Genomic DNA, 19,560 nt, shown 5'->3' on the forward strand with positions numbered 1-19,560 from the left:
CCGCGAGATCGTCAGAAGCCGCCTGCTGCGGCAGCGAGATAGATGACGGTGGCGAGCGCACCGAGGGCGCTGCGGCCGGCATGGAGCTTGCCCCAGCGCTCGATGAGTTCGCGGGTCTCCGCATTCGCCTGATCCGGACGGGTCGTCTCCAGGCGCTGATTGACGGGCATGATGACGAACAGCGTATAGGGCCAGTTGAGTATGATGACGGCCGCTCCCAAGCCCCAGAGCGCATCGCCCGACTGCCACCATGCCACAGCGCCGAGAAGGCAGGAAACGATCGCGAGAGGAGCCTGCATCTCGAAGCCGCGCCGATAGGCGGGCACCCATTCCCGGAGCGCTGCGCCTCCGTCCAGGGCAAGCCTGGCAGGCTGTTCAGCCACATTGATGTAAATGGCGGCGCCGAAGAAAATCGACGCGGTGATCAAAGCAAGCAGCCCGAACATGCGACGTTCTCCCTTTCCGGACATAATACCCTATAGGCCTGCAAACAAAAGACGCATTCGCTGCGGCGCCGGTGCAGTTGGCCGGACTTGTGACAAGCCGGTATCACCGGCGGTAATTTTTTGACGCGAGGGCACTCCAAACCGGTGAACTTCTGGACAAAGTGATTCCGATTTGCACAGTAGCCCGTTGAAATGTAAGCGCTTCCGGCCGGCCGGCTGGCTGGGACGCGTCCGGATCGATCTTCGAAGCCGTCCAAAGCGCCCGAGACGGATTTGCGAAAGCGGAGGCGGGAGAGTGAGCTCTCGCGTATTTTCCTTGTCGCGCCGGACCGGTGCCCTTAATTCGAGTGCGGATTAGGGATAGATTATGCGGGCGCTCAAGACGAAAGAGCGCTCTTCCGGGTGCCGCGAAGGCGCATCGGGAGATGAGAAGGAGAATTTTCGTGGCGTTGAACGCAATCCGGGCAGGGGCGAGAAACGAGAACGGTATCGCGGCGGCCAAAACATACCTCGCCACACGCTTCGGCGATCGATTCCAGACCGGTGAAGCGATCCGGGCCCAGCACGCCAACACGACGACCTACATTCCCGCGCAGCTCCCCGATGCCGTGGTTTTCCCCGAAAGTGCCGCCGAGGTGCGCGAGATCGTGGAGATCGCATGTGAACACCGCGTGCCGCTCATCCCCTTCGGAACGGGCTCCTCGCTCGAAGGTCACGTCAACGCGCCCCATGGCGGCATCTCCGTCGACATGATGCGGATGAACCGCGTGCTCGCGGTCAACGCCGAAGACCTGGACTGCACGGTGGAGCCGGGCGTGACGCGGGAGGAACTCAACAGCTACCTGCGCGACACCGGTCTCTTCTTCCCGATCGATCCGGGCGCGAACGCCTCGATCGGCGGCATGGCGTCGACGCGTGCATCGGGCACCAATGCGGTGCGCTACGGCACGATGAAGGAAAACGTGCTCGCCGTCACGGCCGTCGTCGCAGGCGGGCGCGAAATCAGGACGGCCCATCGGGCGCGCAAGTCGTCGGCCGGCTACGACCTGACGCGCCTCTTCGTCGGCGCGGAAGGCACCCTCGGCATCGTCACCTCGATCACGCTGCGCCTGCAGGGCATACCGGAGGTGATCTCCGGCGGCGTCTGCCCGTTTCCGACGATTGCCGACGCCTGCAATGCCGTGATCCTGACGATCCAGTCCGGCATCCCGGTGGCGCGCATAGAACTCCTGGACGCGTTGCAGATGAAGGCGTGCAATGCCTATTCGGGCCTGACCTACCAGGAAACGCCCACCCTTTTCGTCGAATTCCACGGCAACGGGGAGAGCGTCGAGCTGCAGTCCCGCCAATTCGCCGAAATAGCGTCGGAATTCGGTTCTACGGGTTTCATCTGGACGACCAATCCGGAAGAGCGGGCACGGCTCTGGAAGGCACGGCACAACGCCTACTGGGCGCAGAAGAGCCTCATGCCCGGGCGCGCCATTCTCTCCACCGACGTCTGCGTGCCGATCTCGCGCCTTGCCGACTGCGTCGCGGCGACGCATGAAGACATTGCTGCGCATGGCTTGGTCGCGCCGATCGTCGGGCACGCCGGCGATGGAAATTTTCATGTGGGGTTGCTCTTCGACGACAAGGATGCGGCTGATGTGGCGCAGGCGGAGGCTTTCGTCGAGCGGCTGAATGCGCGGGCGCTGTCCATGGACGGCACCTGTACGGGCGAACATGGGATCGGGCAGGGCAAGATGCCGTTTCTTGCGGCCGAACTCGGTGATGCGCTGGATCTGATGCGGCAGATCAAACGCTCTCTCGATCCCGACAACATCTTCAATCCGGGCAAGATCTTTGCCTGAGACTTGCAAAACCGGCTCAAAGCCGCAATGCAGGGGGCGAACGAACTGACGGGAATGTGACACGGTGCTGGCGCGAATTCTGGTTACCCTCGGAGGACTGTTGGTTGTCGCGCTCTTTGCCGCGCTGATCGCACCCCTGTTTATCGACTGGACCAGCTTTCGTAACGATTTCGAGCGGGAGGCAAGCCGCATCATGGGCAAGCCCGTGGTGGTCCACGGCAGCGTCGATGCGCGTCTCATTCCCTTTCCTACGGTCACGCTCAACGACGTCCGCGTCGGAGCGAGCGACGGCGGCGCACCGCTGATTCAGGTCGCGCAGTTTTCGATGAGCGCGGAGCTTGCTCCCTTCCTGAGCGGCGAGGCGCTGATATTCGACATGCGGCTCGACCGGCCGAAGGCGCGGCTCCGGCTCCAGCCCGATGGCACGCTGGATTGGGCACGCGGGTCGCGCGCCGCGATCCCCGCCCATACGGTCATCCTGGAGAAGGTGGAGATCGCCGACGGCGAGATCGAGTTTGTGGATGAGCAGACGGGGCGCACGCGCCGGGTCAGTGACCTCTCCGCCGACCTCTCGGCCCGCACGCTCGCCGGACCTTGGAGGGTCGAGGGCCGTGCGACGCTCGACGGGGAGGCGGGAAGCTTCTCATTGTCGAGCAACACCGTCGACGAAACGGGCGCCTTGAGCCTGCGGGCGCGGCTGGTGCCGGACGAACGGCCCTTCGGCGTGGAGCTCGACGGCGATCTGAAGATCGTCGATTTCAGACCGGTTTATGCCGGGCGCTTCACGCTCACGGAGAACCGGCCCGCCAGCGAGGTCAAGGCGGACGGCGCCCTTCGCATCAACGGCGAGTTCCAACTCACCAACGAAAGCATCCGCGTACCGGAATACCACTTCGAGATCGGGCCGCCCGACGATCCCTATATCGTCACCGGCGAGGCAACGCTCGACACCGGCAAGGACCAGAGATTCCTGCTGATCGCCGACGGCCAGCAGATCGATGTCAGCCGCATCGGCAATTCCGGCAGCAGCGGCAAGACCGGGCGCGACCCGGCCATTTCGCTGCGCCAGCGTATCGACGCAATGCTGGCGATCGCCGCCGATATCCCTATTCCGCAGGTGCCGGGACGGGCCAGTCTGAAACTTCCGGCGATCGTGATCGGCGACACGACGGTGCGCGACGTCCGCCTTGACGTCCGGCCCGACGGCGCCGGCTGGATCGTCGACAACGCGGTCGCACTCCTGCCCGGCCGCACGCAATTGGAAGCCAAGGGCCGGCTGAACCTCAAGGAGCAGCGCTCCTTTCGCGGGGACCTCGTCATCGCCTCGAACCAGCCATCGGGATTTGCCAATTGGCTGGCGGGATCGGTCGATCCGGCGATACGCACGCTGAAAACGGCCGGGTTTTCGGCGACGGTCAATCTGACCGACACTCTGCAGCAGTTTGAAAACCTTGAAGTGGCGGCAGGTCCGGCCACGTTGCGCGGCAGGATCGAGCGCCAGTCCTTCGCCGAGCAGCCGCCCGCGCTGTCGTTGCAGTTGAAAGGCAACCGCATAGATCTGGAGGCGCTTCAGGCCCTTGCCGGCCTTGTCGCGGGCGACGCCTCCACCGGGACGTTGCTGCAGCACGCCATCGCTGCCGATCTTTCCGCCGAGACATTCTCCGCTTTCGGTGAGGAAGCGCATGACGTCCAGGCGGTGCTCACCTTCAAGAACGGCCAACTGCAGGCGGAGCGCGTGGCGATCGGCGCTCTTTCCGGCGCACAGCTTGCCTTCTCCGGCCGCATGAGCGGCGGGCTCGAAAAACCGGTCGTGTCGGCGAAGATGAAACTCGCCGCGCAGGAGCTTACGCCCTTCCTCGACATGATCGGACGGCATAGCGCGGCCCATCCGGCGCTCGCACGGCTGATAGAGGCCGGACCCTATTACTCCGACGCTGCTTTCGATGTAACGCTGACGGCCGGCAACAAGGAGGGTAACGCGCCCTTCACCTTCGGCGTGATCGGGACCGCCAACGGAGGCAAGATAGCCGCCAGCTATCAGGCGCCCGATCTCGCCCAGGCGCTCGCCGGCCAGGGCATGCTGCTGGAGGCGACGCTCGAGAATCCGCAGACATCCGTTCTCCTGGGGCAGGCCGGATTGGACCCGCTGCCCTTCGAAGCGGACGCAAACGGCATTCTTGCCATAAAGCTGCAGAGCACGGACGGCTCGAAGGCCAATGGCTCGCTGACCTTCACCACCGAGCGGACGTCGCTTGCGGCGAACGGTGTCTTCGATCTTGCGCGCGCGCACTATCTCGAAGGGCAGGGGAAGCTCACGCTGAAATCCGAGGACCTGGAGCCCTATCTGCTGTTGCAGGGCATCGGGCTGCCCCAAATGGGCAGCGGTTTGCCGGTGACGGCCTCGGCTGAGTTTGCAACCGACCCCGAAAAAATCTCGATCACCGCAATAGAGGGCAAAGCCGACCAGAATGGCTTCGCCGGCGCGCTTTCGATCGACCGCAAGGTCCCCGGCAAGGCCGAAGGGGAGCTTGCGATCGACGCCCTCGATCTCGCTTGGCTCGGCGAAGGCATTCTGGGGCAGGTTCACGACACAAGCACCGGGGGACTGGCGCTGGCACCGGTCGTAAAACCGGCATGGACCGGACTCGATGTGGCGCTCAACGTAAGCGCGAAGCGGTTCTGGCCAGGCGTCTACGGCCCGGTGACCGGTTTTGCCGGGAAGCTGCAATGGAAGGGCGATGAACTCGCACTCAGCGACGCGACGGGAGACTGGCTGGGGGGCAAGCTCGCGGGGCGGCTGCAATTCGGCAATGCCAATGGCTCCGGCTACCTGCGCTCGAAGTTCGATCTCACGGGTGCCGACATTGCCGAAACGGGTTGGGTGCGGGCGACTGGCCCGGTGGCGACCGGCCGCTTCGATCTTGCGGTGGCGATGGAGGCTGCGGGCGCAACGCCGCAGGCAATGGTGCATTCGCTCAGCGGATCGGGAACGGCGAGCTTCAACGGGCTTACCCTCAACGGCATCAATACGGCGGCGCTGCCGCAACTGATGGCGGCGGCGGACGCCATGAAGACTGATATCTCGCCCGATGCGATCCGCAAGGCTGCAGAGAACCTGCTCTTCACCGGCCAGTCGGTCGTCGGCGCTGTGAAGGTGCCCTTCGGCATAGCAGGCGGAACCGTCAGGGCGCAGAACGTCACCGCGGGCGATGGCAACGCCGCTTTCAGCGGGGAGGCCGCTTTCGACTTGCCGGCAGGGCGAATGAACGGGTCGATCGATCTGACCTTCCGTCCCGGCGAGGAGGCGCTTGCGGGAGCAGAGCCGCGCGTCCGGTTCGGCTATGCCGGGCTGCTTGCATCGCCCGGTGTGACGGTCGACGTCACGGAGCTTTCGAACTTCCTGTCGCTCAGAGCCTTCGAGCGTGAGCGCAGGCGTGTCGAGACACTACAGGCGAATGTGCTCGAAAAGCAACGTTTGCGCCGCGAGGTCTCGCTTTACCGCGCGCGCGCGGCGGAGCGTGAGCAGCAGCGATTGCGGACGATCGCCGAAGAGCGTCGCCGTCAGGCAGCGGCGGCGGAAGCGGCGCGGATGCGGGCGGAGGCGGAAGCACGAGCCGCCGCCGAACGCCGCGCGGAGGAGGAGGAGCGGCTGAGAATGCGGCAGCTGCCGCCGCGCAGCATCGGTCGCCAGCAGGCGCCCGTCACTCCGCCGGAGGATGGCGGCACCCGACAGGGGCAGAATGCGGGCCCGCCGGCAGGTCATGGCCTGAATTTCGATATGCTTCCCGACATTACTGTGCAGTAGCAGAGCAGTGTGCGGCACCCGCCCCTCATCCCGCTGCCGCGACCTTCTCCCCGCAGGCGGCTACGGCATGCACATATCTCTTGCGCGCCGGTGCGGCGGATACTGCTCATGAAAGGGATCCCTCGGGAACCCAACCGGCTCAACCGCGCTCGGTCGGGGTTGCCCCTCAACCGGCTGCCGCCACCTTCTCCCCGCAGGCGGGGAGAAGGGATATGCCGCGCCCGCTCGCTCCCTCGGGCGGACGGTGAATGCGGGGTTCAGTTGGCGCCGCTTGTCCCTTCTCCCCGCCTGCGGGGAGAAGGTGCCGGCAGGCGGATGAGGGGCGGGTGACCGCTAGTCCAATGCCAATGTTAGCGCATATGGGTTTGATCCCAAGGACCCATCCGCAAGCCTCGCCACTGCTGGAAATACAGATGCCGCCACTCCGGAGTAAGTCCGCGAAGGGCTGGACAACAAGAGATATGTGCATGCCGTAGCCGCAGGCGGGGAGAAGGGATATGCCGCCCTCTCTACAGCGCCGCGCGTCTTATCAGACGCGCAAAGGTCGCTGTAGCACTTTGATCTGCTGCATGTTTTTGTCCTTTAATCGGATACGATTAAAGGACACATGCAGAAGTCGCCGACGATCCAACGGCCTGCAGAGAGCTATGCGCCGCCTTTCGCATCGGCGCGTGCATTGACCCAGGCGAGCACATAGACCCGTAAGGCCGACGACAGATTTCCATCCTGGCCGCGACCGTCGTCGATCTCGGCGATGAGCCGCGCGAGCGGCATGTCGCGGTCCCTGGCGATCGATTTCAATTCCAGCCAGAAGGGTTCTTCGAGAGTGAAGCTGGTGCGGTGTCCGTGCAACGTGGCCGAATGCTTGACGACCTTCCCCTTGCTCATAAGCGGATTCAAGCGGCTGCCAATTCGATTCGGGAAACTGCCGCAAGTCCTTGAGTGGGAATCGCTTTTGCGGCGGCGGTCGTCACGGCTTCTCCCGGTCGACTGAAGTCTCGCCGCCCGCTTGATCGAACCTGCCCTGATCAAGCTTCTTTGCTGCCTTTTCGTTCAAGGCCTTGGTCAGGGTTTTCTCGGCCTTGCTGCGGCCGAAGGTGACGCGATTCTGCTCGGCCTGCTTTTCGTGTTCAGTCCGAGCCTGGCGTTTGCGGAACTGACGCAGATTGATCACGTCGCCGGCCATGGTCCGCGCCTCCTGGTGTCGTCAGTTTTTCTTGCGGAAGGAATCGAGCGAGACGACGGAAGCGCCGCCGCCCTTCGGGCCGTCAGGCTTTTCCGTGTTGTCGTCAGTTGCGGTTTCGGTGGCTTCGTCGAGGGGATAAGCGGTTATTTCCGCCGAATCGGCTGCTTCCTCCTCGCCGGCCGCCACGTCGAACTCCAGTTCGAAGTTGACCGAGGGATCATAGAAGCCGCGAATCGCATTGTACGGGATCACAAGCTTTTCCGGTGTGTCCGAGAACGAAAGGCCGATTTCGAAGCCGGTCTCGGTAACCTTCAGATCCCAGAACTGGTGCTGGACGACGATCGTCATCTGTTCCGGATACTTGGCCTTGAGATGTTGCGAGATCCGGACACCGGGCGCACCGGTCAGGAACGTAATGAAGAAGTGGTGATCGCCGGGCAGATGGCCCGTGGCGGAAACTTCGGCCAACACCTTGCGAATGACGCCGCGAAGCGCGTCCTGCGCCAGAATGTCGTAGCGAATATGGTCCTGGCCCATTTGGTCCCCGTTCTCTTCAAGTCACTTGATGCATGATTCCTACGACCGGAACTCCATTCAGGAAATCATGCAGCGATTCAAGGTGCTACGGCCAAACCTGCGCCTTGACTATGTCGGCGCCGTGGCCTGCTCCTTCATTGCCCGTCTGTTTATGACGAGTCAATTATTGAGGCATCTATAGACCATTTCACGACGGGGGAGAAGGTGAAGGCTTCTGTTGCCAGGTGCCTTCGGACCCCGCCTTACGGTGCTACCCGGAAGGACTTGATTTGAAGTGTCGCACCGCCGTTAGGCAGCGAGACGTGCTTCAGCATAGTTGTCGTTTGCAACTATAAGTTTAGCCCGATAACGGTGGTACAATGCCGAGCAAAAAGTCGATCTTTACGCCCTTGTCGATCCTATTTCGCCCCCATCAAAAGCCGGTCTGCACAGGCCGGTTTTTGGTGGAGGCGCCGGGTACCGCCCCCGGGTCCAATGGGTTTATTGCATCGCCCGTTTATTGCCATAGCCGCCCGAAGACGGCACTCGTCATATAGGTCTTTCCGACGCCCAAGAAAAGGGCTTCTCGAGGGAAATGCCGGATTTATGTCGGTCTCGCCAACTCCGCACGAAATGCTTGACTTACACGAGCGGCGTGAAAAACTCCGCCTGCTGCACGCGGTTCGCGAGAAGGGCGGCAGCTTTTGAGAGCAAGTGCAAAGTGGAGGCTTCATGACTGATTATCTTGCGGACGTGCAGAAGTATGACAGCAGCGCCGACGAAGCAGTTGTCAACAAGATCGTGCGCCATCTCGGTATCGCCCTTCGCAATAAGGATTCCGCCCTCGTTTCGGCCTCGGATCCAAAGGAACTGGAGCGCGTCAGGGAAAAATGGTGCGAGAAGAAACTCGGCGTCGGCGGGTCAGATGCAGATGCCGCTATTGCCGCGACGGCCAAAGCGATGGCGGATGATCGCAGCAAATCGCGTGTGACCTTCTATTATCTGGTCGCCAAGAATCTGGGCAAGCTCCAGACGCTCTGAACGAGGCTGGTTGGCAATGCGCTTTCCGGTCGGCGACGAGCCGGCGGGCGCAGAGCTGCCTCGGCGGCGCCGCGACCCGGCGCCGATCGTCTTTTATTCGCCCCCTGTTTTCGGCTATTCGCGCGCGCCGACGCTGTCGGGCCACAGCGACTGGATTTCCTTGGGCAAGGTGTCGCGTACCTTTGCAGTCTGGCCAAGGTCGACATGCCGTGCCAGGACCCGAAATACGCTCCTCGCCGCGTCGGCGGGATCGACCGGACGCGTATCCTTCATTCCTTCGGCGATCCGGGCGAGAAATTCGTCGAGCGAACGGGTGCCCTTGTCCGGCGGGTGGTTCGGCCGGTATTGATCGTAATAGGCGCCTCGCACGATCAGCGGAAGCTCCGCGCCGAGATGGGCCGCGATTTCCGGAGGAAGCCGGTCCCGCAGGACCCGCAGCACAACGGTCAGGATGTGCCAGGCGACTTTCCGGTCGGGTCCGTGTTGTTCCATGATTTCGCCGAGCCAAATATGGGTCGTCTGCAGTGTTTTCTCGAAGACGTCGAGACCTGTGGCGCTCATCGTCACCTCCCTTGCTTGTTGGCTGAAGCGCGACCGCATGTCTCTCTGGTGGAGCCTGTCCAGGCACGAACATGCAGAATTTCGCGTCCCGCGAAGAACGCGGCGCTGTCGATTGGCCTAACAGCCATCCGCCGCGATTGTTTCGCCGCTGCCGACAAATACTGCTCCGCCTCGTGCTGCCGAACAGCGTCGCGATGGCGGAACATTCGCGGTTCAGTGCGGTTAAACGAGGGAGTGAACCAGGGGCGCCCCGGAACAAGTCGCAGAGCAGGAGGAAGGCCGATGACATCGTCCAAACATCCGAAGACACGCCGCCCGAGCGACAAGGACCTGAAGCAGGATCCTGGGATCGGACGCACGAAGGGCATTCGCGGACCGTCGGACTACGAAGCCCTGAAACGCGGCAACACCATCGAAGGAGATGTCGCGAACGACACGACCGCGCAAGGCGGCGCGAACCCGGACCAGCGCGGTCGCACCAACAAATAGGAGCAAGGCAATGGTCGGCAGAAAGACGCAAGAGCAGCAGAAGCGCGTGCTGCAGGGCCGCGAGAACACGTCGAACGCGGACAAGGACTTCAATGCCGAAGCGGATCTGCACCGTTCCGACGCCTTGAGAAAGGCGCAACGGAAAGGGCAGGACTTGAGCACCGAGCATGGCGATGCCCGCGAGGCGGACGATCGCAGCATTCTGCGCGGGAAGAATCAGGAGAGCAGGCATCACAAGGGCGCCGGCGACTGACGAAGCTCGGCCGGCGGCCGGCATTTCCGAAAATCGATGAAAGGAGACTGCGATGGCTCACGCCAGCAAGAAGAACATGGGAAAGCCCGACAAGGGCAAGGGCGACGGTAGCGGTGCGCAAACCGAGCTGAAGGAAGGCGTCCTCGGCGAAAACGACGTTCTGTCGAACAGGGACAAGGCGCAGCATTCCGACTCGCGCGGCCTCGACGAGAGGGCGGTAAGGAACGAGCAGTATCAGGACCACGCCGCAAACCGACGCCCGTCGAAATGAACCGGCGGGCGCGTTACCGGAGATCTTGGGCGGGTTGGCCCGACCCAAGGACGGCATGGCGATTCGAAGCGCGGGAAAACACCTTTCCACCATTGGTTCGCGCGGCGGTTCGTTCTATTTTCGCAGCTACGAACGAATCGTCGGCGGAAAAGCATGCGACAATATCTCGATCTCCTCGAACATGTGATCACAACGGGTACCGACCGGGGCGACCGTACGGGTACGGGCACGCGCTCGGTTTTCGGCTACCAGATGCGCTTCGACCTGTCGCAGGGTTTCCCGGTGCTGACCACCAAGAAGCTGCATCTGCGTTCGATCATTCACGAGCTTCTGTGGTTCCTCAGGGGCGACACGAACGTCGCCTATCTCAAGGACAACGGGGTGAGCATCTGGGACGAATGGGCGGACGAAAACGGCGAGCTCGGACCGGTCTACGGCTACCAATGGCGCTCCTGGCCGACGCCCGATGGCCGACATATCGACCAGATCGCGGCGCTGGTCGAAGGCCTGAAGACCAATCCGAATTCCCGCCGCCACATCGTTTCGGCCTGGAACCCGGCGCTTGTGGACGAAATGGCGCTGCCGCCATGCCACTGTCTGTTCCAGTTCTACGTGGCGGACGGGAAGCTCTCCTGCCAGCTCTACCAGCGCTCGGCCGATATCTTTCTCGGCGTACCCTTCAATATCGCTTCCTACGCTCTGCTGACGATGATGGTGGCGCAGGTGACGGGGCTCGAAGCCGGCGATTTCGTTCATACGCTTGGTGACGCGCATATCTACCGCAACCACTTCGAGCAGGCGCAGCTGCAGCTGACGAGAACGCCGAAGCCGCTGCCCAAAATGGAAATAAATCCGGCGGTGAAGGATATATTTTCGTTTAGATTCGAAGACTTTGAGCTCGTCGGCTACGAAGCCGATTCACATATCAAGGCGCCGGTCGCGGTCTAGCTAAAGCACTCGGTGAAAGCCGGTTCTCGCGTTCCCGGTGGTGCTCCAATGGGAGGTTTCCATGCTGACGCTGATCCACGCGCCTTTGTCGCGCTCATCGCGCATCATCTGGCTGCTCGAAGAGCTCGGTGCCGAATACGAGATCCGCTATGTCGATATCCGCCGTTGGGACGGATCGGGCGGCCCGGACGAGAACAATCCGCATCCGCACAAGCAGGTGCCGGCACTCCTCCACGACGGGACATTGATCTGGGAGTCGGTCGCGGTCGTGCAATATCTGACGGATCTCTATCCCGATTGCAGCCTGAGCCGGCCGCCGGGCCATCCCGAGCGCGGCGCCTATCTGTCGTGGCTCGCCTACTATGCCGGTGTCATCGAGCCGACCGCTCTCGCTCATATATCCGGAGTGACGGTGAACAATCCGGGGCTCGCGAGGCTTTACACCGAAATGTGTGCGCATGTGATCGACGCGCTTACGCGGCACACCTATCTCCTTGGTGAATCGATGAGCGCCGCCGATCTGTTGCTTGCAAGCGCATTGCAGTGGATGCGCAAGATCCTGCCGGAAAGCGACGTGATAGATCGCTATATTCGCGTCGTCACGGACCGGGCGGCGCTGGTTCGCGCGCGCGAAATCGACAACAAGCCGAGTGGTTTTCATGACTGAGGCGGAGCAGAAGATGACGACCCGACCGAAGATCGTTTTCGTCGTCGCTGTCGCGGCGAATGGAATAATCGGCCGCGAGGGCGATCTGCCCTGGCGGCTTTCGACCGATCTCAAGCGCTTCAAGGCGCTGACGATCGGCAAGCCGGTCGTCATGGGACGGAAGACCTGGGCCTCGCTCGGGCGGCCCTTGCCCGGCAGGCCGAACATCGTCATCAGCCGCAACCCCGATTTCGAGGCTCCCGGCGCGGAGGTGGCGCCGTCGCTTGAAACGGCGCTCACGATCGCGCGGGAGCGGGCGGCCGCGGTCGGGGCCGACGAGATTTGCATCATTGGCGGCGGCGAGATCTACCGTCAGTCGATCGGCATGGCCGATGTGCTGCACGTGACCGAAGTGCAGGCGGAGGTGGATGGCGATACGCGCTTCCCTTCTATCGACCCGGCGACTTTCGAGAAGGTGATGGAGGAAGATCTTCCGCGCAGCGAGAAAGACAGTCACGCAATGCATTTCGTGACCTGGCGCCGCCGCACGCCGCCGCCGGAAGGTGCGGGAGCCTGAGCGGTCTTCGGCGCTTATCCATGCTCTTGCCTATCGCTGCGGCGCAGCGGTGAACAATTTTAACGCATTTACGGTGAACTCGGCCGTATCGCGTTGAAAGCAATGCACATGATACCTATAACGGGTTCACATCGTGACCGGCCGCAATGCCTGCGGGGCGTTCAGCGACAGAGTTTCTTGGAAGTGAGGATTTGATGCCCTGGAGCAATCAGAATGGCGGCGGCGGCGGCCCGTGGGGCGGCGGCGGCGGCAATCAGGGGCCATGGGGCCAGGGGCCCAACCGGCCGCGCGGCGGGAGAGGTGGTCCGCCGGATCTGGAAGAGATCATCCGGCGCGGCCAGGACCAGTTGAAGAACGTGGTTCCGGGAGGCTTCAACGGCGGGATCTTCGTGATCGTCGGCCTGTTGATCCTCGGCTTCGTCCTGCTGAATTCCATCTATACCGTTCAGCCGGATGAACGCGGCGTCGAGATGCGCTTCGGCAAGCCGAAGGAAGAAATCTCCATGCCGGGCCTGCACTATCACTTCTGGCCGCTCGAAACCGTCGAGATCGTCAAGGTGACGGAGCAGCAGCAGAATATCGGCGGCCGCACGGGCCAGTCGAATGCCGGCCTGATGCTCAGCGGCGATCAGAACATCGTCAACGTGCAGTTCTCGGTGCTGTTCTCGGTTACCGATCCGAAGGCCTATCTCTTCAATGTCGAGAACCCGGCCGACACGCTGCAGCAGGTTGCCGAAAGCGCGATGCGCGAGGTCGTCGGCCGCCGTCCGGCCCAGGACATCTTCCGCGACAACCGCCAGGCCATCGCCGCGGACGTGAAGAACACGATCCAGGCGACGATGGATTCTTACGGCGCCGGCATATCGGTGAATACCGTTGCGATCGAGGATGCCGCACCGCCGCGTGAAGTGGCCGATGCCTTCGACGAAGTGCAGCGCGCCGAACAGGACGAAGACCGCTTCGTCGAGGAGGCGAACCAGTACGCCAACCAGGTGCTCGGCAGGGCCCGCGGCCAGGGCGCCCAGATCCGCGAAGAGGCGGCCGCCTACAAGGACCGCGTCGTCAAGGAAGCTCAGGGTGAGGCTCAGCGCTTCATCTCGGTCTACGACGAATATTCCAAGGCCCCGGAGGTCACGCGCAAGCGGCTTTACATCGAAACGCTGCAAGGCGTTCTCGGCAAGTCCAAGAAGGTCATTCTGGACGAGAAGAACGGCCAGGGCGTGCTGCCCTATCTGCCGCTCAACGAAATCGGCAGGCCCGTTCAGTCGGGAGGAAACCAATGATCAACAATCGCAGTTCAATAATCCTGATCGTCCTCGCCGCCGTCCTGTTCGTCGTCTATTCCTCGGTCTTCGTCGTGAACGAGCGCCAGCAGGCGATCGTCGTTCGCTTCGGTCAGATCCGGGAGGTGAAGAGCGAGCCGGGTCTCTACTTCAAGCTTCCATTCGGCTTCATGGACGCCGACCGCGTCCAGTATGTCGAAGACCAGGCACTCCGTTTCGATCTCGACAATATCCGGGTGCAGGTCTCCGGCGGCAAATTCTACGAAGTGGATGCATTCGTCGTCTACAAGATCGCCGACCCCCGCCGCTTCCGCCAGACGGTTTCCGGAGACCGGGAATCTGCGGAGTCGCGGCTTAGGACGCGCCTCGATGCGTCGCTGCGCAGGGTCTACGGTCTGAGGGGGTTCGAGGCGGCGCTTTCCGACGAGCGCGCATCGATGATGCGTGAGGTCCGGACGGACCTCAGCGCGGATGCCGAGTCGCTTGGCCTCAATATCGAGGACGTGCGCATCCGCCGTACGGACCTGACGCAGGAAGTTTCGCAGCAGACCTACGACCGGATGAAGGCGGAACGTCTGGCCGAAGCCGAACTGATCCGTGCCCGAGGCAACGAGGAAGGCCAGCGACGCCGCGCGATCGCCGATCGTCAAGTGGTCGAGATCGTTGCCGAAGCGCAGCGTGATTCGGAAATCCTGCGCGGTGAGGGCGAAGCGGAGCGGACCCAGATATTTGCCGACGCATTCCAGCGCGATCCGGGCTTCTTCGAGTTCTACCGGTCGATGGCTGCCTATGCGCAGTCGATCGGCAGCCCGGACACAACCATCGTGCTGTCGCCGCATTCGGAATTCTTCCGTTATTTCAACAGTGCGGACGGTGCGGATCAAACGCCACCGAGCCCGGGCCTGGCGGCGCCGACCACCGCAGATTGAGCGGACGATGTCCGACTTTCTGACCGGTCTGGCTTTTTTCCTGATCATCGAGGGGCTGGTGTACGCACTGGCCCCTTTGGTTTTGGTGGAACTGGCGAAGCGATTGCCGTATGTCCCTGAACATCAGCTCCGATTGGCCGGATTGACTTCGGTGGCCGTCGGCGTCGGGCTTGTATGGTTGCTTCGAGGATAATGCGAATGCCACATAAATTGCTCATCCGGCTGGTCGATGCCGAATATGCCATTACCCGTCTGAACGTCGGATCCGCGATTCCCGAGTGGCTGCCGGGTCCGGGGTTCTGGACGGTTTCCAGTTCCCGCGAGGAAATGACGCTCGTCTGTCGCGCCGCCCGTGTTCCATCGAGCGTGCAGAGTTCGCTCGGCTGGCGCTGCTTCCGCATCGAGCAGCACTTCAGTTTCGACGTGCCCGGCGTTTTGTCGTCGGTGCTGCGGCCGCTTTCGGAGGCAGGTGTCGGCGTCTTCGCCAATTCGACCTTCAGCACCGACTACGTCTTCGTCGCGGGGTCCAATCTCGAGCAGGCCGTGGAGGCTCTGAAGGAGCACGGACACGAAATAACCATCTGAGGCGCCGCCGGTTCGCTGCCCGGATCAGGAAATCGTGTTTGGACGCTTCGGAATTCCGCCGTATCTTCAAGAGAAGGTTCGCGTGTTGCGCGTCTCGATCAGGTCGCGCTGCGCTGTAGTTCGTTGCAGCCGAACGATGTTCATGCATCATCCTTGCCGGACGGCCGGGGACCGGCGTTACGTAAGGGAAATGATAGGAGCCTAGCGACTTGTCGAAACGACCCGAATTCTTCCGCGGCCTGGTGCTGGCGGCCGCGACGGCACTCATATTCACCAATGCGACGCTGGCCCAGACGGCCACGTCCCGGCCTCCGGCCGGCCCGCCGTCCGTCGCCGATCTCGCCGAGGGACTGCTCGACGCCGTCGTCAACATATCGATTTCGCAGAACGTCAAGAGCGACGACGACAATGCGCCGATGCCGCAGGTGCCGGAAGGATCGCCGCATCAGGAGTTCTTCGACGAGTTTTTCAGGGGACAGGGCGGCGAGGGCGGCCGGCCGCGCACGGTCAACTCGCTCGGTTCGGGCTTCATCATCGATCCGGCCGGCTACATAGTCACCAACAACCACGTCATTCAGGATGCCGACGATATCGAGATCAACTTCTCCGATGGATCGAAACTGAAGGCGAAGCTTGTCGGCATGGATACGAAAACCGACCTCGCCCTCCTGAAGGTCGAACCGAAGAAGCCGCTCAAGGCCGTCTCCTTCGGCGACTCGCGAAAGATCAGGATCGGCGATTGGGTGATGGTCGTCGGCAATCCGTTCGGCCTTGGCGTATCCGTGTCCGTGGGTGTCGTCTCCGCACGCGGTCGCAATATCAATGCCGGACCCTACGACAGTTTCATCCAGACCGACGCGGCGATCAACCGCGGCAATTCGGGCGGTCCGCTCTTCAACATGCAGGGTGAGGTCGTCGGCATCAATACGGCGATCCTTTCGCAGACCGGCATGTCGGTCGGTATCGGCTTTGCCGTGCCGGCGGAGCTTGCGGTGAACGTCGTCAATCAACTCAAGGAATTCGGCGAAACCCGCCGTGGCTGGCTCGGTGTACGGATCCAGCCCGTCACGGACGATATCGCCGAGAGCCTGAAGATGGAGCTGCCACGCGGCGCGCTCGTTTCGGGCATCATCGAAGGCGGTCCGATCACCAAGGGCGAGATCAAGCCGGGCGACATCATCATCCGCTTCGACGGAACGGATATCGCGGAAATCCGCGACCTCATGCGCACTGTCGGCGAGAGCCCGGTCGGCAAGGCGGTCGATGTGGTCATCATCCGCGACGGCAAGGAACAGACCGTTCGCGTGACGCTCGGTCGGCTGGAGGACGGCGAGCAGCTCGCCAATGCGAAACCGGGGGAAGTGCTGCCGAATGGCGGTGAGGCGAAGCCCGGCGAGCCGCCGGCCGCGCAACTGCCTGCGAGTGACACGGTGCTCGGAATGAAGCTTGCCGAGCTCGACGCCGACAGTCGCCAGAGTTTCGGCATCGCCGAAAGCGTCAAAGGCGTCGTGATCACCGAGGTACAGCCCAATTCGCCCGCGGCCGAGCGTCGGGTAGAGCCGGGCGAGGTGATCGTCGAACTCGGTCAGGAAGCAATGGAAACGCCGGAGGATGTCACCTCACGCGTCACCGAACTGAAGGCCGACGGGCGCCGCAACGCCTTGCTGATGATCGCGAACAAGAGCGGCGAACTGCGCTTCGTGACGGTGCGGATGGAATAGAGCTCGCGCTCCCGACCGTGGCGACGGGGTGCTACCGCTTCGCGGCCGAGCCATCCCGCCGCCATTCTTCCGCGGTTGTTGCGTAAAGCACGTGGCGTCTGAGATGGGGATGCGTGTCCGGGACGCCGGAATGATCGAAGTCGCGCTTGGAATCAGGACGCATGCCGATCCGCGTCATCACGGCGGTGGAGCGAGTGTTGGCCGGAACGGCGATGGCAACGATCTCCCCGAGCTTCCTCTCGCTGAATCCATAATCGAGAAGCGCCCGCGCTGCCTCCGTCACGTAGCCCTTTCCCCAATGGCGGAGAGCCAGGCGCCAGCCGATCTCGACGGTGCCGTCGGGCAGGTGCGGTTCGAGGTCGGTGCGTGCAAGTCCGCAGAAGCCGATCGGCGCGTCGTTCTCACGGAACGCGAGCGCGAAGAAGCCGAAGCCGGTTTCGCGGATGTTGCGGTTGTTGCGGTCGAAAAGCGCGTCGGCCTCCGCGCGGGTGCGGCGGAACGGGAAGAACTCCATGACCGCGGGATCGCTGTTGATCTCGGCAAAGAGTTCGCGATCGGTCTCGATCCAGGCGCGGAGCCTGAGCCGCCCGGTCTCGAGGATGATCACGTCACGAAATCCGTCTTGCGGTATCCCTGGAGATAGAGCAGGGCGGTGAGGTCGCCATGGTCGATACGGATCTTCGCCTGGTCGGCAACGACGGGCTTGGCGTGGAGCGCTACCCCAGTGCCGGCAAGCTGCAGCATTCCGAGATCGTTGGCACCGTCGCCGACGGCGATGACGTCCGCCGGCGTGATGCCGAGCCGTTCCGAAATGTCGATGAGTGCGTCGACCTTGGCCTGCTTGCCGAGGATCGGCCGGGCAACGTCGCCGGTCAGCTTGCCGTTCTCCTCAACGAGAATGTTGGCACGGTTTTCGTCGAATCCGAGCTTCTCTGCGATGGGGCCGGTGAACACGGTGAAGCCGCCGGAGACGAGGGCGCTGTAATGTCCCTTCGCCTTCATGGTGGCGATCAGTTCGCGGCCACCCGGCGTCAATGTGATACGCGTGGCTATGACCTCCGCGACGACGGTAACGGGCAAGCCCTGGAGAAGCGCCACTCTTTCGACGAGTGCCGGCTCGAAAGCGATCTCGCCGTTCATGGCGCGCGCGGTGATTGCCGCGACCTTTTCCTTCAAGCCGACTTCCGCGGCCAGCTCGTCGATGCATTCCTGTCCGATCATGGTGGAGTCCATGTCGGCGATCAGAAATCGCTTGCGGCGGCTTTCGGCATCCTGCACGGCGACGTCGATCGCGGCGCCGGCGACCGCCTGGCGCAGCCGAGCCTCCGCTTCGCCGGCCTCGGCGCCATCCCTCAATACGATGTCGCAGGCAATACCGTCCGCGAGCCAATAGAGCCCGGATGCATCGAGCCTTTCCGCCGCCGCTTCCGCGCGTGCCGGCGTCAGAACGGGATTTGACGGATTAGCGATAAGCGTGGCAACGAGAGCCATGATGCAAAACCTTGCGAGAGACATCGACGCGATCCTGATAACCGGGCCGACCGCCAGCGGCAAGTCCGCGCTCGCGGTGAAGCTCGCGCAAAGGCACGGCGGCGTCGTGATCAATGCGGATAGCATGCAGGTTTACGGGACGCTGAAAGTCCTGACAGCGCGGCCGGATCAAAGCGAGATGGGTGGCGTCGAGCATTTCCTTTACGGTCATATCCCGCCAGGCCGGGCCTATTCCACCGGCGTGTGGCTCCGCGAAGCGGAAGCGCTCGTGGCGCGGCTGGGGAAAGAAGGGCGGCTGCCGGTCTTCGTCGGCGGCACGGGCCTCTATTTCAAAGCGCTGACGGGAGGGCTTTCGGATATGCCCGAGATTCCGCTCGAAACCCGCAAGCGCTTGCGCACCCGACTGACAGAGGAGGGGGCCGAGGCGCTCCACGGTGAACTTTCCGCACGCGATCCGGAGACGGCGGGGCGCGTGCGGCCCAGCGATGGGCAGCGTATCGTGCGCGCGCTGGAGATAATCGAGGCGACGGGAAGGCCGATCGGATCTTACCAGCAGAGCCGTGGGCCGGTGATCATCGACCCGGCGCGAGCGCAGAAGATCGTCGTATTGCCGGAGCGGCCGGTTCTTCATGGCCGTATCGATCGGCGCTTCGAGACGATGCTTGCGAGAGGCGCCGTCGAGGAGGTCCGCGCGCTTCTCGCGCTCCGCCTTCCTCCGGAGATGCCGGTGATGAAGGCGATCGGCGTCCCACAGATCGCAGCGATGCTGAAAGGCGAGATGAGCGAAAAGCAGGTGATCGAGGCCGGCGCGGCTGCGACGCGGCAATATGCCAAGCGCCAGATGACCTGGTTTCGCAACCAGCTTGACGAGACCTGGCAGCGTATCGAGGACCCGGATGCCTTGGGCTAGATCACGATTTAGGTCGGGTCGACCTGTTTGACCTCCTCATCCCTGTCACAAG

The 19,560-nt window shown here is 62.8% G+C and carries 22 protein-coding genes and 1 other RNA gene; 15 read left to right on the forward strand and 8 right to left on the reverse strand.

The window, feature by feature from the left end:
* Positions 1 to 11: 11 nt before the first annotated feature.
* On the reverse strand, positions 12 to 446 hold the full coding sequence (locus tag JOH52_RS13265) for an anthrone oxygenase family protein (protein ID WP_003534951.1): 435 nt from the start codon (positions 444 to 446) through the stop codon (positions 12 to 14).
* Positions 447 to 889: 443 nt separating this feature from the next.
* On the opposite strand from JOH52_RS13265, the gene JOH52_RS13270 reads away from it, so the two are divergent.
* Together JOH52_RS13270 and JOH52_RS13275 are read left to right on the forward strand one after the other, a co-directional pair.
* Positions 890 to 2,296 (forward strand): FAD-binding oxidoreductase, encoded by a 1,407-nt coding sequence (locus JOH52_RS13270; protein ID WP_010969720.1) that lies wholly within the window; start codon positions 890 to 892, stop codon positions 2,294 to 2,296.
* Between the two features lie 64 nt (positions 2,297 to 2,360).
* Positions 2,361 to 6,101 carry an AsmA family protein gene (locus JOH52_RS13275; RefSeq protein ID WP_033043939.1) on the forward strand — a complete coding sequence of 1,247 codons (3,741 nt, stop codon included), beginning with the start codon at positions 2,361 to 2,363 and terminating at the stop codon, positions 6,099 to 6,101.
* Between the two features lie 645 nt (positions 6,102 to 6,746).
* Here the strand turns inward: JOH52_RS13275 and JOH52_RS13280 are convergent.
* The 4 genes from JOH52_RS13280 to ssrA all read right to left on the reverse strand — a co-directional run bounded on the left by JOH52_RS13280 (position 6,747) and on the right by ssrA (position 8,386).
* Positions 6,747 to 6,989, reverse strand: a complete 243-nt coding sequence (locus tag JOH52_RS13280) for a ribbon-helix-helix domain-containing protein (RefSeq protein ID WP_014529325.1) — start codon at positions 6,987 to 6,989, stop codon at positions 6,747 to 6,749.
* An 82-nt stretch (positions 6,990 to 7,071) separates the two neighbouring features.
* On the reverse strand, positions 7,072 to 7,287 hold the full coding sequence (locus JOH52_RS13285; RefSeq protein ID WP_010969717.1) for a DUF4169 family protein: 216 nt from the start codon (positions 7,285 to 7,287) through the stop codon (positions 7,072 to 7,074).
* Between the two features lie 21 nt (positions 7,288 to 7,308).
* Positions 7,309 to 7,824, reverse strand: a complete 516-nt coding sequence (locus tag JOH52_RS13290) for an SspB family protein (RefSeq protein ID WP_010969716.1) — start codon at positions 7,822 to 7,824, stop codon at positions 7,309 to 7,311.
* A gap of 203 nt (positions 7,825 to 8,027) precedes the next feature.
* Positions 8,028 to 8,386: a transfer-messenger RNA gene (ssrA, locus tag JOH52_RS13295) on the reverse strand.
* A 149-nt stretch (positions 8,387 to 8,535) separates the two neighbouring features.
* On the opposite strand from ssrA, the gene JOH52_RS13300 reads away from it, so the two are divergent.
* Positions 8,536 to 8,844 carry a DUF2853 family protein gene (locus JOH52_RS13300; protein ID WP_003534939.1) on the forward strand — a complete coding sequence of 103 codons (309 nt, stop codon included), beginning with the start codon at positions 8,536 to 8,538 and terminating at the stop codon, positions 8,842 to 8,844.
* A gap of 114 nt (positions 8,845 to 8,958) precedes the next feature.
* Here the strand turns inward: JOH52_RS13300 and JOH52_RS13305 are convergent, their stop codons facing one another.
* A complete protein-coding gene (locus JOH52_RS13305) occupies positions 8,959 to 9,405 on the reverse strand; it encodes a DUF2267 domain-containing protein (protein ID WP_003534938.1) in 447 nt (148 codons plus the stop codon).
* Between the two features lie 282 nt (positions 9,406 to 9,687).
* Between JOH52_RS13305 and JOH52_RS13310 the strand changes: the two genes are divergently transcribed.
* The 11 genes from JOH52_RS13310 (at position 9,688) to JOH52_RS13360 (ending at position 17,107) form a co-directional block, all read left to right on the forward strand.
* On the forward strand, positions 9,688 to 9,894 hold the full coding sequence (locus JOH52_RS13310) for a hypothetical protein (RefSeq protein WP_003534936.1): 207 nt from the start codon (positions 9,688 to 9,690) through the stop codon (positions 9,892 to 9,894).
* 10 nt (positions 9,895 to 9,904) lie between these two features.
* Entirely contained in the window at positions 9,905 to 10,147 is a 243-nt protein-coding gene (locus tag JOH52_RS13315; protein WP_010969715.1) for a hypothetical protein, read from the forward strand.
* A gap of 52 nt (positions 10,148 to 10,199) precedes the next feature.
* A complete protein-coding gene (locus JOH52_RS13320) occupies positions 10,200 to 10,418 on the forward strand; it encodes a hypothetical protein (RefSeq protein ID WP_003534932.1) in 219 nt (72 codons plus the stop codon).
* Positions 10,419 to 10,571: 153 nt separating this feature from the next.
* Positions 10,572 to 11,366 carry a thymidylate synthase gene (locus tag JOH52_RS13325; RefSeq protein ID WP_010969714.1) on the forward strand — a complete coding sequence of 265 codons (795 nt, stop codon included), beginning with the start codon at positions 10,572 to 10,574 and terminating at the stop codon, positions 11,364 to 11,366.
* Between the two features lie 61 nt (positions 11,367 to 11,427).
* Positions 11,428 to 12,033 (forward strand): glutathione S-transferase, encoded by a 606-nt coding sequence (locus tag JOH52_RS13330; protein WP_003534929.1) that lies wholly within the window; start codon positions 11,428 to 11,430, stop codon positions 12,031 to 12,033.
* 13 nt (positions 12,034 to 12,046) lie between these two features.
* Positions 12,047 to 12,589: a dihydrofolate reductase gene (locus JOH52_RS13335; protein WP_010969713.1), complete on the forward strand. Its 543-nt coding sequence runs from the start codon at positions 12,047 to 12,049 to the stop codon at positions 12,587 to 12,589.
* Between the two features lie 194 nt (positions 12,590 to 12,783).
* Positions 12,784 to 13,872, forward strand: a complete 1,089-nt coding sequence (gene hflK, locus JOH52_RS13340) for an FtsH protease activity modulator HflK (protein WP_003534926.1) — start codon at positions 12,784 to 12,786, stop codon at positions 13,870 to 13,872.
* On the forward strand, positions 13,869 to 14,801 hold the full coding sequence (gene hflC, locus JOH52_RS13345; RefSeq protein WP_003534924.1) for a protease modulator HflC: 933 nt from the start codon (positions 13,869 to 13,871) through the stop codon (positions 14,799 to 14,801). Before hflK ends, hflC begins: the two co-directional genes overlap by 4 nt.
* A gap of 7 nt (positions 14,802 to 14,808) precedes the next feature.
* The gene (locus JOH52_RS13350) at positions 14,809 to 14,994 is read left to right on the forward strand and encodes a DUF2065 domain-containing protein (protein ID WP_003534922.1); all 186 of its coding nucleotides are present in this window, start codon (positions 14,809 to 14,811) and stop codon (positions 14,992 to 14,994) included.
* A 5-nt stretch (positions 14,995 to 14,999) separates the two neighbouring features.
* On the forward strand, positions 15,000 to 15,386 hold the full coding sequence (locus JOH52_RS13355; RefSeq protein WP_003534920.1) for an ACT domain-containing protein: 387 nt from the start codon (positions 15,000 to 15,002) through the stop codon (positions 15,384 to 15,386).
* Between the two features lie 209 nt (positions 15,387 to 15,595).
* A complete protein-coding gene (locus JOH52_RS13360; RefSeq protein WP_003534918.1) occupies positions 15,596 to 17,107 on the forward strand; it encodes a Do family serine endopeptidase in 1,512 nt (503 codons plus the stop codon).
* A gap of 31 nt (positions 17,108 to 17,138) precedes the next feature.
* On the opposite strand, the gene JOH52_RS13365 is transcribed toward JOH52_RS13360, so the two are convergent.
* Both JOH52_RS13365 and serB read right to left on the reverse strand, forming a co-directional pair.
* Positions 17,139 to 17,714, reverse strand: a complete 576-nt coding sequence (locus JOH52_RS13365; protein ID WP_010969712.1) for a GNAT family N-acetyltransferase — start codon at positions 17,712 to 17,714, stop codon at positions 17,139 to 17,141.
* Entirely contained in the window at positions 17,711 to 18,598 is an 888-nt protein-coding gene (gene serB / locus JOH52_RS13370; RefSeq protein ID WP_010969711.1) for a phosphoserine phosphatase SerB, read from the reverse strand. The genes JOH52_RS13365 and serB overlap by 4 nt, the downstream gene beginning before the upstream one ends.
* On the opposite strand from serB, the gene miaA reads away from it, so the two are divergent.
* Positions 18,597 to 19,508 (forward strand): tRNA (adenosine(37)-N6)-dimethylallyltransferase MiaA, encoded by a 912-nt coding sequence (miaA, locus tag JOH52_RS13375; protein ID WP_003534915.1) that lies wholly within the window; start codon positions 18,597 to 18,599, stop codon positions 19,506 to 19,508. The two genes, serB and miaA, sit on opposite strands and share 2 nt — an antisense overlap.
* Positions 19,509 to 19,560: the final 52 nt, after the last annotated feature.

It is taken from the genome of Sinorhizobium meliloti, from assembly GCF_017876815.1.
GTDB classification, from domain to species: domain Bacteria; phylum Pseudomonadota; class Alphaproteobacteria; order Rhizobiales; family Rhizobiaceae; genus Sinorhizobium; species Sinorhizobium meliloti.